Genomic DNA, 15,229 nt, shown 5'->3' with positions numbered 1-15,229 from the left:
AAGACCCCTGGGGAGAAACCGCGTGCGCGCGGTGCCGCGAAAAGACGGAAAGCGGTGGTCCGCCCCATGACCGACAGCACCGGTACGGCCCCCGTCACGGTCAGCAGGGTTGTCACCTCGGGCCTGCTCCTCCTCGACGGGCAGGAGCAGGAGGTCGGCGCCAACGTGTGGATCGTCGGGGACGACCGCGGCGCGATCGTGGTCGACCCGGCCCACGACGCCACCGCCATCTCCCGCGGTCTGGGCGACCGCGAGCTGATGGCGATCGTGTGCACCCACGCGCACGAGAGCCACGTCAACGCGGCGGAGACCCTGGCCGACCTCGCCGACGCGCCGATCCTGCTGCACCCGGCCGACGGGCGGCTGTGGAACCTGCACCATCCCCACCGGGAACCCGACGCGCCCCTGCTGCACGGTGAAGTCCTCCAGGTCGGAGGGGTCGAACTCCAGGTGCGGCACACGCCCGGACACACACCGGGCTCGGTCTGCCTGTACGCGCCCGCCCTGGCGACGGTGTTCACCGGCGACACCCTGCTCGCGCGCGGCGTCCACGGCAACGGGGACGCGCACGCCGACCCGGCGGCGCTGCGCGCGTCGATCGGCGAGCACCTGTTCACCCTGCCGCCCGAGACCACGGTCCGGCCCGGCCACGGCGGGACCACCACGATCGCCGCCCGGGCGGCGCCTCCGGGCTGACCCCGGCGGCAGCCGCTCAGGCCGGTCCGGTGGTCCGCGGCGAGCCGGCCCGGCCCGGCGGCAGGAAGAGGGCGAAGGTGGTCGGTCTGGAGTGGACGAACTCCACCCGGGCCCCCTCGGACTCGGCGATGTGCCGCGCCAGGGCCAACCCCAGTCCGGTGCCGTTGCCGCTGGTCACCTCGCGTTCGAAGATGCGCGGGGCGAGTTCCTCGGGGATGCCCTCGCCCTCGTCGCTGACCTCCACGCGCACCGACTGGCCGGTCTCCACGCGGCGGACGGTCACCGTGCCGGCGCCGTGCTTGAAGGCGTTCTCCACCAGGGTCGCCAGGATCTGGGCCAGGTCGGTGGGCACCGTCATGGCGGTCAGGCCCGGCTGGCCGACCAGTTGGATCTTCCGCCCGGCCTGGGTGAAGACCGGCCGCCACTCCTCCATGAACTGTTCGATCACGTCGTCGATGGCGACCGGTTCCAGCTTGGGGTTCTGGGTGCGGCGCGCCCGCCCCAGCAGGCTCTCCACGATGTCCACGAGCCGTTCGGTCTGGGCGAGCGCGGCCTCGCCCTCCTCCCGCACCACGTCGGGCTTGTCCGCCTCGGCGATGATCTCCTCCAGGCGCATCGACAGCGCGGTCAGCGGGGTGCGCAACTGGTGGGACGCGTCGGTGGCGAAGTGCCGCTCGGTGGAGATCAGGCTGGCGATGCGCTCGGCGCTGCGGTCCAGCACCTCGGCCACGGCGTCGGCCTCGGGAATGCCGTAGCGGTGCCCCCACGGGCTGATCACCCCCGACCCGAGCCGCTCGGCCGTCGCGGCGAGGTCGACCAGGGGCAGAGTGAGCCGTCTGGCCTGCAGGATGGCCAGCCCGACCGCCACGCCGATGGCCAGCAGGGACAGTGAGGCGATGCCCAGCCAGGCGCTGATGATCTCCTCCCGCACGGCCCGGGTGTCGCGCCACACGACGATCGAGGCGCCGCTGGCGGAGACCGCCGTCGCGCTGAGCGCCGCGGGCGCGTCCGGGTCGCGCGGGTCGTACTCCCAGCCGCCGGTGACCACGGTGGACGAGCCGCCGGGAGTGATCTCGATGTACCGCTGGGGATAGACCTTGGCGAAGTAGGCGGTGTCGACCCGGCCCTCGCGCAGCAGCTGCGTGTCCACCTCGGTGCCGATGATCTCGGCCTCGCGCTGCAGTTGGGCGACGTTCGCGTTGTTCACCTGCTGGTAGGTGAGGGCCCCCAGGGGCAGTCCCAGCAGCAGGACCGCGATGATGGCCACCACGAGGGTGGAGAACAGCATTCTCCTGCGCATAGTGCCTCGTCAACGCCGCAGGTGCATCAGTCCTTCTCGAACCGGAAGCCGACCCCCCGCACGGTGGTGATGTAGGAGGGCTGGTTGGCGTCGTCTCCGAGTTTGCGGCGCAGCCAGGAGATGTGCATGTCCAGTGTCTTGGTCGACCCCCACCAGTTGGTGTCCCACACCTCCCGCATGATCTGCTCCCGGGTGACCACCTTGCCCGCGTCGCGGACGAGGACCCGCAGCAGGTCGAACTCCTTGGTGGTGAGTTGCAGCTCCCGGTCGCCCAGCCAGGCGCGGCGCGAGTCGTTGTCGATACGGACTCCGTGGACGACGGGGACCTCGCCGCCGCCGCGGCGCAGCAGCGCCCGGACCCGGGCCAGGAGTTCGGCCAGCCGGAAGGGCTTGGTGACGTAGTCGTCGGCCCCCGCGTCCAGTCCCACGACGGTGTCGACCTCGTCGGCGCGGGCGGTGAGGATCAGGATGGGAGTTCCGTGACCCTCCGAACGCAGCCGCCTGGCCACTTCGAGGCCGTCCATCTCGGGCAGTCCCAGGTCCAGGACCAGCAGGTCGATGTCGCCGGTGCGGGCGCGGTCGAGTGTCTCCATGCCGTCGACGGTGACGTCGACCGAGTACCCTTCCCGGCGGAGCGCGCGGGCCAGCGGTTCAGAGATCGAAGCATCGTCTTCGGCCAGCAAAACGCAGGTCATAGCACTGATCGTAAGACTCTCGCCGAGATTTTCGGATTACGCGCGCCGATGGACCAGTGGTTGCCCAAAAATACGCAAGCCCTTTTCCTGACATACCTCTCCTACCTCGCATAACGCCCTGTCTGCGGGGAGGGTCTCCGGGGGGCGGTGGAGGCGGGTGGAAGTCCTGCTGAGCAAATAGTTCTTTTTGTGACTGGTGTTGCTGAAAGTAAGTAAAGACCTTTTTACGGAGAGAGCGGGGGCGCCGGGTCAGCCCCGCTCCGCCTCGGAGGCGGCCTGCCGGGGCGCGCGGAACACCCACCTGCGGTAGCTCCAGAACCGGAACAGCGTGCCCAGGCCCACCCCGACCACGTTGCCCGCGAGGTTGCGCGCCAGCGGACCGTCCAGGCCCAGCACCGTGACGGTGAACCACAGGCAGGCGAGCTGGATCAGCAGGCCCACCCCGTTCAACCCGAAGAACAGCGCGTACGACAGCAGCAGCCGGCCGTGGGAGCGGTGCCGGAACGTCCAGAACCGGTTGCCGAGGAAGGCCACCACGGTGGCGCAGACCGTGCCCAGCGCCTGCCCGGCCAGCTCCGGCAGGCCCAGGCCGTACCAGAACAGGTTGGTCGCCGCCACCTGCGTCACGTAGGCCACCGCGCCCACCGTCCCGAACTTGGCCAGCTCGTGGATGAGGTGGGCGAAGCGCCGGTACAACGTCGAGATCAACTGCACGAGCCGTTCCGATCCGGACCAGGAGGGCCAATAGACTTCTTCGGGTTCCCGCGCCGTCCGCGGGGCCACACCCCAACGTCGTGAGCCGAGAGGTGAGGCAACCGTGAGCGAGACTAACCGGACCGTCCCCGTGGTCGGAATGGTCGGCGGCGGCCAGCTCGCCCGGATGACCCACCAGGCGGGGATCGCGCTGGGCGTGGACTTCCGGGTGCTGGCGGCCACCCCCGCCGACAGCGCGGCGCGCGTCGTCGGCGACGTGCACCTCGGCGACGACCGGGGCCGCGCCGACCTGCTCGCCTTCGCCAAGGGCAGCGACGTGCTGACCTTCGACCACGAACACGTGCCCCAGCCGGTCCTGCGCGAACTTGAGGAGGCCGGGGCGGTGCTGCGGCCCGGCCCGGACGCGCTGCGCCACGCCCAGGACAAGCTGGTGATGCGCAGGCGGCTGACCGAACTGGGCGCCCCCTGCCCGCGCTGGCGCGAGGTCGCCGAACTCGGGCACGTCACCGACTTCGCCGCCCGGACCGGCTGGCCGGTCGTGCTCAAGGCGGCCCGCGGCGGCTACGACGGCAAGGGCGTGTGGGTGGTCGGCGACGCGGCCGAGGCCGAGGCCGTGGTGGAGCGCGCCGCGCGGGAGGGGGTGCCGCTGCTGGTCGAGGAGAAGGTCGCGTTCCACCGGGAACTGGCGGTGCAGGTCGCCCGCTCCCCCTACGGGCAGGTCGCGGCCTACCCGGTGGTGGAGACGGTGCAGCGCGACGGGATCTGCCACGAGGTCATCGCCCCCGCGCCCGGCCTGTCCGAGGAGCGGGCCGTGGCCGCCCAGGAGCTCGCGATCGACCTGGCCACCGCCCTGGACGTGGTGGGCCTGCTCGCCGTGGAGCTGTTCGAGACCGACACCGGTGTCGTGGTCAACGAGTTGGCGATGCGGCCGCACAACTCCGGCCACTGGACCATCGACGGCGCGTGCACCTCGCAGTTCGAGCAGCACCTGCGCGCGGTGCTGGACCTGCCGCTGGGGTCGCCGCGGACCGTGGCCCCCCACACGGTGATGGCCAACCTGCTCGGCGGGCACGATCCCGACGTGTTCAGCCGCTACATTCATGTCATGGCCAGGGACCCCGAGCTGAAGGTGCACTTCTACGGCAAGGAAGTCCGTCCCGGCCGCAAGATCGGACACGTCACCGTGGTCGGAGACGACCCCGCTGACCTGTTGGAACGAGCCAGAAGCGCCGCAGCTTACCTCAAGGGAGACCCGCAGTGAGCCAGACCCCGCCCACCGTCGGCATCGTGATGGGAAGCGACTCCGACTGGCCGTTCATGCAGGAGGCGGCGGAGGCGCTGGACGAGTTCGGCGTCTCCTACGAGGCCGACGTGGTCTCGGCGCACCGGATGCCGCACGAGATGATCGCCTACGGCGCGCAGGCGGCCGAACGGGGCCTGAAGGTCGTCATCGCCGGCGCGGGCGGCGCGGCACACCTGCCGGGCATGCTCGCCTCGGTCACCCCGCTGCCGGTCATCGGGGTCCCGGTGCCGTTGAAGTACCTCGACGGGCTCGACTCGCTGCTGTCCATCGTGCAGATGCCGGCGGGAGTCCCGGTGGCCACGGTCGCGGTGGGCGCGGCCCGCAACGCGGGGCTGCTGGCGGTGCGCATGCTCGCCGTCCACGACGACGGACTGCGCGCGAAGATGGCCGACTTCCAGGCCGACCTGAAGCAGCAGGCCCAGGCCAAGGGGGAGCGGCTGCGCCGCAAGCTCGCGGAGGGCTCGTCGTTCGGTTTCGGAGCCCGCTGACCCGCGGACCGGGACGGGGGCGTCGTGCGGACGGGCGCCCCGGCGCCGGGGTCAGTCGCGCGGCACCCGGAAACCGGCGGTCTCCAGATCGAAGCCGAACGGTTCGGGCAGCGCGACGGGTTCGCCCCAGTCCACCCGGTGGCTGTCGGCGTGGTCCCCGCCCTTGGGAGTGGCGAACAGGGTGACGCCGGCCCCGCGCGGGTCGTACCCGTCGACCAGGAGGTACAGCGGGATCCGGCCCCCGGCGCACTCCTCGCGCCTGGTGACGCGGTCGTCGGTGGCGCTGTCCCGGGAGACGACCTCCACAGCCAGCAGCACCTCCTCGGAGGGAATCGGGACCTCCCGCTCTTCGGGAACCGCCTCCGAGGGCACGACCAACAGGTCGGGCGCCCGTCGCCGGGCCGGCGAGACGATGGCCACTCCCGTCCCCTGGCGGATCTCCCAGCCGTCGGGGATTCTCCGGTCGATCGGCCGCTGGATCACGAACGCGGTCGTTCCGTGCGCAGCAGACGGCGGGGGTCGCGACGATGCCTTCCCCACGTATTTCCGCCCGCCATCCCTCGGGCATGTCGACCTCCTGCCGGGCGCGCAGCAGGTACGCCCACCGAGCGTCGACGTGAGTTTCGGCCATCGGATGCTCCAAGGCGGCGGCTCCCATCGCGACGCCGCCTCCTGCGGTCCGGAGGTGACGGCCGCGCGGTCTCGGGATACAGGCCATGCGGCCGCACTCGGCCCCAAAAGCGGTTCCGCCCCCGAGGCCAGGCGGAACGTGGTGTTTCGAGGGAAACGGCGGGCATTCGGGTTCCCCCGGATGCCCGGGATCATCCCAGCAGCCGCGGCCACTCGATCGCCGGGCAGCGGTCCATCACCATGACGCGGCCCGCCGCCAGCACCCGTTCGGCCGCGGCGGCGTCCACCACGCCCAACTGGAACCACACCCCCTTGACCTCGGGGCGCCGCAGTGCCTCGTCGGCCACCGCGCCCGCCGCGTCGGCGCGGCGGAACACGTCCACCACGTCCACGTCGAAGGGGATGTCGGCGAGCGACGCGTAGCCCCGTTCGCCGTGCACCGTCGCCGCACGGGGGTGCACCGGCACGATCCGCTTGCCGCGCTCCTGGAGGAAGCGCGCCACCCCGTGGGCGGGCCGCTGCGGGTTGTCGCCCAACCCGACCACCGCCCACACCTCGGACTCCGCCAGCAGCCGGCGGATCGCCTCGGGATCGTTGAGCCGTGCCATGCCGTTTCGCCCCCTCGTGCGTGAGAACCGGTCCGTCTCAGGGCCTTCCCAGCGCCCGGTAGGTCCAGCCGCGGGAGCGCCAGTGGTCGGGGTCCAGCGCGTTGCGGCCGTCCACGATCCGCTTCTCGGCCACCACCTTGCCCAGTTCGTCGGGGTCGGCGTCGCGGAACTCCGCCCACTCGGTGAGCAGCAGCACCACCTCGGCGTCGCGCACCGCCTCCACCATGGTGTGCGCGAAGTTCAGCTGCGGGTAGGCGCGTTTGGCGTTCTCCAGCGCCTCGGGGTCGTAGACGGTGACCCGCGCCCCCAGCGAGCCGATGGTGGCCGCCACGTCCAGGGCCGGGGAGTCGCGGATGTCGTCGGAGTTGGGCTTGAAGGCCGCCCCCAGCACGCCGACGGTGCGTCCGGCGAAACTGCCGCCGATGAGGCCGCGCGCGATGTCTATGGTGCGCGCCCGGCGGCGCTGGTTGATGGCGTCCACCTCGCGCAGGAACGACAGTGCGGGCTCCACGCCCAGCTCGTCGGCCCGCGCCATGAACGCGCGGATGTCCTTGGGCAGGCAGCCGCCCCCGAAACCCAGGCCGGGGCCGAGGAACTTGCCGCCGATCCGGTCGTCGTGGGAGAGCGCCTCGGCCAGCTGGATCACGTCCGCGCCCACGGCCTCGCACACCTCGGCCATCGCGTTGATGAAGGAGATCTTGGTGGCGAGGAAGGCGTTGGCGGAGACCTTGACCAGTTCGGCGGTCTGCAGGTCGGTGACGAGGAAGGGGATGCCCCGCTCGATCTGGCTGGCGGAGATCTCCCGCATCACCTGCTCCACCCGGGGCGAGTCGGTGCCCACCACGATCCGGTTCGGGTTGAGCGTGTCCTCCACGCCGTGGCTCTCCCGCAGGAACTCCGGGCTCCAGCCGACCTCCACGGCCTCGCCCGCCGGGGAGAGGGCGTGGAACTGGGCGGCGATGCGGGCGGCGGTGCCCACCGGCACGGTGGACTTGCCGATGACGACCGCGGGCCGGGTCAGCAGCGGCGCCAACGACTCCACCGCGGCGTCCACGTACCGCAGGTCGGCGGCGTTGGACGTGGCCTGCTGCGGGGTGCCCACGCAGATGAAGTGCACGTCGGCGAAGGCGGCGGCCTCGGCGTAGTCGGTGGTGAAGCGCAGCCGGCCGGCGGCGAGGTTGCGGGTGAGGACCTCCTCCAGGCCCGGCTCGTAGAAGGGGACCCGTCCGGAGGAGAGAGAGTCGATCTTGCTCTTGTCGGTGTCGAGCCCGAGGACCTCGAACCCCAGTTCCGCCATGCAGGCGGCGTGGGTCGCTCCGAGGTACCCGGTACCGAGCACCGCGATTCTGAGGCGCTGTTTCTCCGCCAATGGATCAGTCCTTCCTCACGACCGGCCTAGGAATGCTATCCGCGGGCCGAGCCACAGCCACAGGGCCGTCCGGCCGTGGACGCCGCGGCGTTCCTTCCCATCCTGTGGCAGCAGCGGTTGACCACATCACCGTAGTCGGCTGAGATCCCGTCGAACCCCCGTACAACACACCGGATCGTCAGATGTCGGACAGCGGTCCCGGGGCGGGCCGTGGGTCAACGGCCGTCGCCGAAGACCCGGGTGCGGCCGTCGTCCTCCCCGCCGAGCGGGTGGACGCCGTCCTCCCCGCGGCGGAACGGCATGGTCGTCCTGGTGGCGGAATCGTCGACCGGGCCGGTTGCGACGGGCGGAGCGGCCGGTTCGGGGACGCGCTCCCGGGCGGGGGAGGGGACGGCCTCGACCGGCGGGTACGCCTCCCCGGCCCGGTCACGGCGGGGCGAGCGCCACCGGGACGGGACGAGCGCGGAGATGAACAGCAGCGTGCCCACGGCGAGGAAGAGCGGCAGCCCCGGACCCAGCGGACGCCAGAACGAGTCGGCTCCGGCCAGCCAGGCCGGAACGACCGCGGCCATCGAGGCGGGGTCCAGCAGCGCCCACAGGGGAACGCCCAGCAGCGCCCCGCCGGAGACGAACGCGGCCAGCGGGGAGACGCGGGTCGCGGCCAGGACGCCGCCGACCAGGCCGACCCCGATCAGGGCCGCACAGGCGGCCGGCAGCGGGACGCCGGACGCCTGGGAGTGGACGTGCTCGGCGATCCGGCCGGCCGACCACGCCGCGCCGACCCACAGCAGCGGGGTCAAGACGAGCCCGGCCAGCAGACCGAGTGAGTGGCGCAACACGAAGGCCCTCCTCTGTACCGGTGTCCCCTCCCAATACCACCGGAAGCGGGGGAGCTAACACCTTCCGGTCCACCGGGACAACGGACGGTGCCCGCTTTCCGTTTCCGCACCGTCCCGCGACGGCCGTCACCGGCAGACGTTGTCCGCCGCGGTGCGGGTGTGCACCGTGTCCCGGCCGCCCACGTCCACGGGCTGCTGGTGGGCCGGGGAGGCCGCGGACGCGGGGACGGCCACACCCGTGTGGCCCGCCCCCGCGACGACCTGGACGCGGCCGCCCAGCGTCGCGTCCTCCTCCGGCCGCGAGTTCGGGATGCTCTCCAGCAGCAGGTGCGCCGCGTCCTGGCGGTCGGGCGAGTAGCGGACCAGTGTCTCGGCGAGGTCCTGACGCGTCCAGTTCCCGGCCGTCGCGGGAACCCGGAAACCCGACTCCAGCAGTTCCGAGCGCAGCCGCGCCCCCAGCCCGGGGATCCCGGTGCCGTTGTAGACCTCCACCGTCACCTCCTCGGGGGCGGGGAAGTCCGCCTCGGCCGGGGGAGCCCCGGAGGGGATCGGCCGGTCCCCCGCGATCGCCTCGAACAGCTCCACGGCGTGCTGATCGTGCCAGGTGACCGCGACCTCGCCGGTCGGCGTCCAGAAGTCGATCCGGTCCACCGGAACCTGGGTGAACGTCACGTCGTCCAGACCGATGGAGCGCAGTTGCGCGCCGAGCTGGTTGAGGGCGGCGGTGTCCAGCGACTCGTCGACCGTGACCGAACCGAGCATGGTCTCCAGGAACCGGGTGAACCGGGCCGGATCGCTCAGGGTCCGCGAGTCGAGCGCCCGCTCCAGCAGCGCGGCCAGCACCTGCTGCTGCCGGTCGATGCGGTCCAGGTCGCCGTGGGCGCTCTTGCGGGTGCGGGCGAAGGCCAGTGCCTGGACGCCGTCGACCCGGTGGGTGCCCGCCTCCAGGAACAGGTGGGCCTTGTCGTCGTGGATGGCCTCGGGAAGGCACACGGTGATCCCGCCGAGCGCGTCCACCACCTCGACGAAGCCGGTGAAGTCGACCTCCACGTAGTGGTCGACGCGCACGCCCGTGGCCGACTCCACCGTCTGCACGACCAGGCCCGGACCGCCCAGGGAGTAGGCGGCGTTGATCTTGTGCGGTCCGTGGCCGGGGATGTGCACCCAGGAGTCCCGGGGGATGCCCACCACGGTGATGTGGTCCCGGTCGTGGTCCAGGTGGACCAGCATGATGGTGTCCGAGCGCCGCCCCTCCACGTGGCCCACGCCGAGCTCGGAACGCTGTTCGGGGGCCACACCGCTGCGGTCGTCGGAGCCGATGACCAGGAAGTTCAGCGCGCCGTGCGGGCCGGCGGCGGGCCGGTCGCCCTCCAGCAGGCCCGCGAACACGTCGTAGCGCTGCAACTGGCCGGACAGCCACCCGGTCACCGACCACGCGGTCCCCGAGGCCAGCAGGACCAGCATGGAGAGGAAGCCCGACAGCAGCAGCGCGGCGCGGCGCCGCCGGGCCGCCGCGCTGGGCAGCCACGCGGGCTCCCGGCCGTCGGGAGTGCGCCGTCGCGGCGGGGACTCCCGCTGCGGCGGAAGCGGTTCCGAGCGGATGCGCCGGAACTCCGGAACCTCGCCCGAGGGGCGGGGCGTGTCGCTGCCGTCCTCGTTCACCGGTCGTCCTCCCGAACCATCCGGCCCACCGCTCCCGTGGAAGCGGCCCGTGCCGCCGACCCCTCAAGACTGGCAGGAACACCGGGCCGGATCGGGAAAATCCGGTCACGGCGTGTTGCCGGGCCGTCCACCGCGTCCGCGAGCGGGTGACCGGTCGGTTCCTCCCGGCCACTCCCGCGGTGCAGTACCGTTGCGACAGCGGATTCCCGCACCCAGATACCCAGATTTCTTCCCGGATCGCGTGAAATTCTTGTGGATATGCCCGTGAGCTGGCCTGCCGTTTCGGTTGTCATGCCCGTCCTGAACGAGGAACGCCACCTCGCCTCCGCCGTGCGCCACGTCCTGAGCCAGGACTATCCAGGCGAGCTGGAGGTCGTGCTCGCCGTGGGGCCGTCCCACGACCGGACCCAGGAGGTCGCGGACGAACTCGCCGCGTCCGACCCGCGGGTCAAGGTGGTGCCCAACCCGTCGGGCCGCACCCCCTCGGGGCTCAACGCGGCGATCGCCGCGTCCTCGCACGACATCGTCGCGCGCATCGACGGCCACGCCATGATGCCCGCCGACTACCTGCGCATCGCCGTGGAGACGCTGGAGGAGACCGGCGCCGACAACGTGGGCGGCATCATGGCCGCCGAGGGGGAGACCCCGTGGGAGAAGGCGGTGGCCGCCGCGATGACGTCGAAGATCGGCGTGGGCAACGCGCGGTTCCACACCGGCGGCCAGAGCGGCCCGGCCGACACCGTCTACCTGGGCGTGTTCCGGCGCTCCGCGCTGGACCGGGTCCAGGGCTACGACGAGGCGTTCCTGCGCGCCCAGGACTGGGAGATGAACCACCGCATCCGCATGACCGGCGGCACCGTGTGGTTCCAGCCCCGCATGCGGGTCTCCTACCGGCCCCGGCCCAACGTCCGGGCGCTGGCCAAGCAGTACTTCCACTACGGGCGGTGGCGCCGGGTGGTGGCCCGGCAGCACCGGGGCACCCTCAACCTGCGCTACCTGGCGCCCCCGGTCGCGTTGACCGGGATCGTCCTGGGACTGGTCGGCGGGTTCTTCTTCTGGCCCGCCTGGCTGGTGCCGGGCGGCTACCTGGCCGCGATCCTGGTCGCCTCGGTCCCGCTCGGCTCCGGACTGCCCGCGGCGTCCCGCTTCGCCATCCCCGTGGCGCTGGCCACCATGCACATGGCGTGGGGAGCGGGCTTCATCACCAGCCCGCCGAGTCTGGGCGCCGACTCCCGCACCGCCCGGGCACAGCGACAGGACGCCCAGACGGGCTGACGCGGAGGCGCCCGCCGGCCCCGGTCACCCCGCGGGCCGGGCGGAGGCCGGCGCCGCGGCGGCGAGGGCCCGCACGGTGCCCGGGACGTCGTCGACGACGACGGCGTCCATCCCGGCCGCGGCGAGGCGGACCGAGTCCGCCGGGCCGGGGCACCACGACACCACCCGCAGGCCGGCCCGGTGCGCCGCCTCGACCGTCTCCTCCGGCGAACGGCGGCCGGGACGCTCCGGCTCACCGGCCAGGCCGAAGGAGCGGGCGTCGATCGCGACCAGTTCACAGCCCAGGCCGGCCGCGCCCGCCACCGCCTGGTCCACCGGATTGCGGACGAACGGCATCCACGCGGTGGCCACGCCGGGCGCCTGCTCGCGCACGGCCAGCACCACCGAGGGGTCGAAGGAGCACACGAAGAGCCGCCGGAACCGCACCTGCCGCCGCAGGTACGGCGCCAGCAGCGCCACGGTGCGCCGCGCGGGCGCGTCCACGGCGTCCTCCAGCACCGTCTTGACGTCCACGTCCAGACCGACGTGCGCGGGAACGGCGTCGAGCACCTCGTCCAGGGTGGCCACCCCGGCGGCCCGGCACTCCGCGGCGGGCAGGTCCACGACGAGGCGCCCGTCGGGCAGAGCCGCGTTGTGGTACGCCAGCAGCACGTCGTCGGCGCTGCGCCGGACGTCGACCTCCACCCAGGAGGCTCCGGCCGCCGCGGCCGCGGCGAACGACTCGGGGGTGTTCTCCAGCAGGCCGTCGACCGTGCCGCGGCCGAGCCCCCGGTGTCCGATCACCTCGGTCGGGACGAACATCACCGCTCCTCCGCGGCGCGCAGCAGGGTCTCGGCCACCGCGAGGTCACCGGGATGGGTCACCTTGATGTTGCTCTCCTCGCCGGGGACGATGCGGACCGGTTCCTCCGGCAGGTAGCGCAGCACCACGCCGCAGTCGTCGGTGGCCACGAAGGCGGGGTCGGCGAACGCCCGCTCGTAGGCGCGGCGGACCACCCCGAGCCGGAAGCCCTGCGGTGTCTGCATCCGGCGCAGCCCGGAGCGGTCGGGGACCGAGTCGATCACCTCGTGCCCGTGCGCGTCGGTGGCGACCCGCACCACCGTGTCGCTGGACGGCACGGCCACGCCGACCGCTCCGGCCTCGGCGAGCTCGGCCACGCAGGCGGCGATGGTGCGGCCGCTCACCAGGGGGCGCGCGGCGTCGTGCAGCAGCAGCAGGTCGTCGTCCGCGCGGTCCCGGACCGCCCGCAGGGCCGCGCGGGAGCTCTCGGAGCGGCTCGCCCCGCCGGGGACGATCCGGGACACCTTGCCGTGTCCGCCCTCGGCGACGATCTTCTCGGCCTCGGCGACGTGGTCGGCGACCATGACCACGACGACCTCGTCCACCTCGGGTGCGGCGCAGAACGCCGCGATCGAGCGTTCCAGGACCGTTCGTCCGGCCAGCCGCAGGAGCTGCTTGGGACGCGGGCCGCCCATGCGGGACCCCACGCCGCCGGCGAGCACGGCGGCCGTCACGTGCGGTCGGCCGCGGACGGGCTGATCGATCGACATGACCCCTCTCCCGGGTGCGACGGGACACAGCGGTGGAACAGAGGAGAGGCTAGCCCAACGGCGTCGGGAGTCCCCGGGACTGTCCGGAGACGAAGGAACAATCCCTCTCGAACGGGACAATCGGTCTGTCCGACCGGTAACCTTAGGACGCCTGGAATCGCGGGGCCGCCGATCGTGCGAATATGGGTCTGGTCCCGGTGTTCTCCCGGAGGCGCGGCGGACGTGTCCCGGCCGGCTCCCGAGCGGCGTCGCCAACCCCCCGAGCATCCCTGCCGCTGTCACACGCGAGACGTCCTGTGACGGCGGCCCGGACGCCGCCGCGGTGTACCGACGGCTTCGCCGGCCGCTCCGGGCGCCACAGGCAAACCCCTGGTCCCACGGCGATACGCGTCGCGCGATCGTTCCCATACGACTGCATCCCGAGGAGGTGGCGGTGGCGTCGAGGACGCTGGCCGTCTGGCGGAACCGGAAAGTCGTCGGACACCTGGTCCGCCGTGATCTCAAGGTCAAATACCAGAACTCGATCCTCGGCTACGCCTGGTCGATGTTGGAGCCGCTGGCGATGGCCTGCGTCTACTACTTCGTCTTCGGCGTGGTGTTCGCGGCGACCGGCGGGGCGCGGGAGGCCCCGGGCGGTCCCGACGCGCCCGGGGGCTACGCCCTGTTCCTGCTCTCGGGTCTGCTGCCGTGGATGTGGTTCAGCGCGGCGCTGAGCGACGCCCCCAAGGCGCTCATCACCCACTCCAAACTGATCACCACGATGAAGGTGCCCCGGGAGATCTTCCCGATCGCCATCGTGCAGACCAAGTTCGTGGAGTACCTGCTCACCTGGCCGGTCCTGCTGCTGTTCGTGATCACCCTGCAGGGGGAGACCGGCTGGAACTTCTTCTGGATCATCCCGGCGATCCTGGTGCAGTTCGTCCTGTCGCTGGGGGTGACGCTGCTGCTGTCCTCCATCAACGTGCTGCTGCGCGACGTGGAGCGGATCGTCCGTATTCTGAACCGGGTGCTGTTCTACGGGACGCCCATCATCTACCCGATGTTCCGTGTCATGGAGGTCGAGGCGCTTCCCGACTGGTTCAAGACGCTCTACGCGCACAACCCGCTGGCCGGTATCTTCCAGATGCACCACGCGGTGTGGTACAGCACCGAGGCGCCTCCCGCGTCCGTCCTGTGCGCTGCGGTCGGGGGGGCCCTCCTGGTGCTGCTGGTCGGGTATGTCACGTTCCGACGACTCGAAAGCGCCGTTCTTAAGGAGTTGTAATGGCGGAGCCGGTCATCGAGGCCAAGGGGCTCGGCATCAAGTTCGCGACGAACCGCCGACGCAAGCGCAGCCTGCGGGAGATGTTCATCCACGGGACCAAGCGCGACCCCAACCGCGGCGCCGCCGACTTCTGGGCGCTGCGCAACGTCTCCTTCGAGGTGACCAGGGGCGAGTGCGTCGGCATCGTCGGCAAGAACGGCACCGGGAAGTCGACCCTGCTCAAGCTGATCGCCGGAGTGCTCATCCCCGACGAGGGCACCGTCACCGTCCGCGGCCGGGTCGCCCCGCTGCTGGAGCTGCGCGCGGGTTTCAACGACCAGCTCACCGGCCGGGAGAACGTGCACCTCGTGGGCTCCCTGCACGGCATGAGCCCGCAGATGCTGCAGGAGCGGTTCGACGAGATCATCGACTTCGCCGAGATCGAGTCGCGGTTCATCGACACCCCGGTGCGCCACTACTCCAGCGGTATGAAGGTGCGGCTCGGCTTCGCGCTGATCTCCCAGCTGGAGCACCCCATCATGCTCGTGGACGAGGTGCTCGCGGTGGGCGACAAGTCCTTCCGCAACAAGTGCTACGACGCCATCGAGCGGATGCTGCAGAACCAGCGCACCATGGTCCTGGTCTCGCACAACGAGGGCGACCTGAAGCGCTTCTGCGACCGCGGCCTCTACATCAGGAACGGCGAGCTGGCGCTGGACACCGACATCAAGGCCGCGTTGGACGCCTACAACGCCGACACCAAGGCCGAGATCGCCAAGCGCAAGAAGAAGGGCGGCGACAAGGCCGCCTGAGCCGCCCCGGGGCACACGGTCCGTGTGGCCGCTTGCCAAGCGGTC

At 71.8% G+C, this 15,229-nt stretch carries 16 protein-coding genes; 6 read left to right on the top strand and 10 right to left on the bottom strand.

All coding sequences use genetic code 11. The features are described from left to right. Positions 1-66: 66 nt before the first annotated feature. Entirely contained in the window at positions 67-696 is a 630-nt protein-coding gene (locus tag FOF52_RS13110) for an MBL fold metallo-hydrolase (protein WP_248590250.1), read from the top strand. Positions 697-712: 16 nt separating this feature from the next. Here the strand turns inward: FOF52_RS13110 and FOF52_RS13105 are convergent, their stop codons facing one another. The 3 genes from FOF52_RS13105 to FOF52_RS13095 form a co-directional block, all read right to left on the bottom strand. After that, positions 713-1,996 (bottom strand): sensor histidine kinase, encoded by a 1,284-nt coding sequence (locus FOF52_RS13105; RefSeq protein ID WP_248590249.1) that lies wholly within the window; start codon positions 1,994-1,996, stop codon positions 713-715. Between the two features lie 26 nt (positions 1,997-2,022). Beyond that, on the bottom strand, positions 2,023-2,691 hold the full coding sequence (locus tag FOF52_RS13100) for a response regulator transcription factor (RefSeq protein WP_068758702.1): 669 nt from the start codon (positions 2,689-2,691) through the stop codon (positions 2,023-2,025). Positions 2,692-2,940: 249 nt separating this feature from the next. Then, positions 2,941-3,405 (bottom strand): GtrA family protein, encoded by a 465-nt coding sequence (locus FOF52_RS13095; protein ID WP_248590248.1) that lies wholly within the window; start codon positions 3,403-3,405, stop codon positions 2,941-2,943. Between the two features lie 103 nt (positions 3,406-3,508). Here FOF52_RS13095 and FOF52_RS13090 point away from each other — a divergent pair, with 103 nt between their 5' ends. Further along, positions 3,509-4,666, top strand: coding sequence for a 5-(carboxyamino)imidazole ribonucleotide synthase (locus FOF52_RS13090; protein ID WP_282573459.1), 1,158 nt, complete (start codon positions 3,509-3,511; stop codon positions 4,664-4,666). Beyond that, positions 4,663-5,196, top strand: a complete 534-nt coding sequence (gene purE, locus FOF52_RS13085; protein ID WP_248590247.1) for a 5-(carboxyamino)imidazole ribonucleotide mutase — start codon at positions 4,663-4,665, stop codon at positions 5,194-5,196. Before FOF52_RS13090 ends, purE begins: the two co-directional genes overlap by 4 nt. Before the next feature lie 51 nt (positions 5,197-5,247). Here the strand turns inward: purE and FOF52_RS13080 are convergent, their stop codons facing one another. From FOF52_RS13080 to FOF52_RS13060, 5 genes are all read right to left on the bottom strand, one after another. Next, positions 5,248-5,679 carry a Uma2 family endonuclease gene (locus tag FOF52_RS13080; RefSeq protein WP_248590246.1) on the bottom strand — a complete coding sequence of 144 codons (432 nt, stop codon included), beginning with the start codon at positions 5,677-5,679 and terminating at the stop codon, positions 5,248-5,250. A gap of 338 nt (positions 5,680-6,017) precedes the next feature. Then, positions 6,018-6,434, bottom strand: coding sequence for a CoA-binding protein (locus tag FOF52_RS13075; RefSeq protein WP_248590245.1), 417 nt, complete (start codon positions 6,432-6,434; stop codon positions 6,018-6,020). A gap of 37 nt (positions 6,435-6,471) precedes the next feature. Continuing rightward, positions 6,472-7,803 (bottom strand): UDP-glucose dehydrogenase family protein, encoded by a 1,332-nt coding sequence (locus tag FOF52_RS13070; RefSeq protein ID WP_248590244.1) that lies wholly within the window; start codon positions 7,801-7,803, stop codon positions 6,472-6,474. Between the two features lie 215 nt (positions 7,804-8,018). Then, complete coding sequence (locus tag FOF52_RS13065) at positions 8,019-8,642, bottom strand: hypothetical protein (protein ID WP_248590243.1); 624 nt, start codon at positions 8,640-8,642, stop codon at positions 8,019-8,021. 126 nt (positions 8,643-8,768) lie between these two features. After that, complete coding sequence (locus FOF52_RS13060) at positions 8,769-10,304, bottom strand: LCP family protein (RefSeq protein ID WP_248590242.1); 1,536 nt, start codon at positions 10,302-10,304, stop codon at positions 8,769-8,771. A gap of 264 nt (positions 10,305-10,568) precedes the next feature. Between FOF52_RS13060 and FOF52_RS13055 the strand changes: the two genes are divergently transcribed. Then, complete coding sequence (locus FOF52_RS13055; RefSeq protein WP_248590241.1) at positions 10,569-11,579, top strand: glycosyltransferase family 2 protein; 1,011 nt, start codon at positions 10,569-10,571, stop codon at positions 11,577-11,579. Positions 11,580-11,603: 24 nt separating this feature from the next. Here FOF52_RS13055 and FOF52_RS13050 read toward each other — a convergent pair whose 3' ends face one another. Next, positions 11,604-12,380, bottom strand: coding sequence for a glycerophosphodiester phosphodiesterase (locus FOF52_RS13050; RefSeq protein WP_248590240.1), 777 nt, complete (start codon positions 12,378-12,380; stop codon positions 11,604-11,606). Next, complete coding sequence (locus FOF52_RS13045) at positions 12,380-13,129, bottom strand: IspD/TarI family cytidylyltransferase (protein WP_248590239.1); 750 nt, start codon at positions 13,127-13,129, stop codon at positions 12,380-12,382. Before FOF52_RS13045 ends, FOF52_RS13050 begins: the two co-directional genes overlap by 1 nt. A gap of 433 nt (positions 13,130-13,562) precedes the next feature. Between FOF52_RS13045 and FOF52_RS13040 the strand changes: the two genes are divergently transcribed. Next, the gene (locus FOF52_RS13040) at positions 13,563-14,393 is read left to right on the top strand and encodes an ABC transporter permease (RefSeq protein WP_248590238.1); all 831 of its coding nucleotides are present in this window, start codon (positions 13,563-13,565) and stop codon (positions 14,391-14,393) included. Continuing rightward, on the top strand, positions 14,393-15,184 hold the full coding sequence (locus FOF52_RS13035) for an ABC transporter ATP-binding protein (RefSeq protein ID WP_248590237.1): 792 nt from the start codon (positions 14,393-14,395) through the stop codon (positions 15,182-15,184). Before FOF52_RS13040 ends, FOF52_RS13035 begins: the two co-directional genes overlap by 1 nt. Positions 15,185-15,229: the final 45 nt, after the last annotated feature.

Source organism: Thermobifida alba, from assembly GCF_023208015.1.
GTDB lineage: Bacteria > Actinomycetota > Actinomycetes > Streptosporangiales > Streptosporangiaceae > Thermobifida > Thermobifida alba.
The sequence above is the reverse complement of the archived record's forward strand: the minus strand, read 5'-3'. Positions and strand labels throughout refer to the sequence as shown.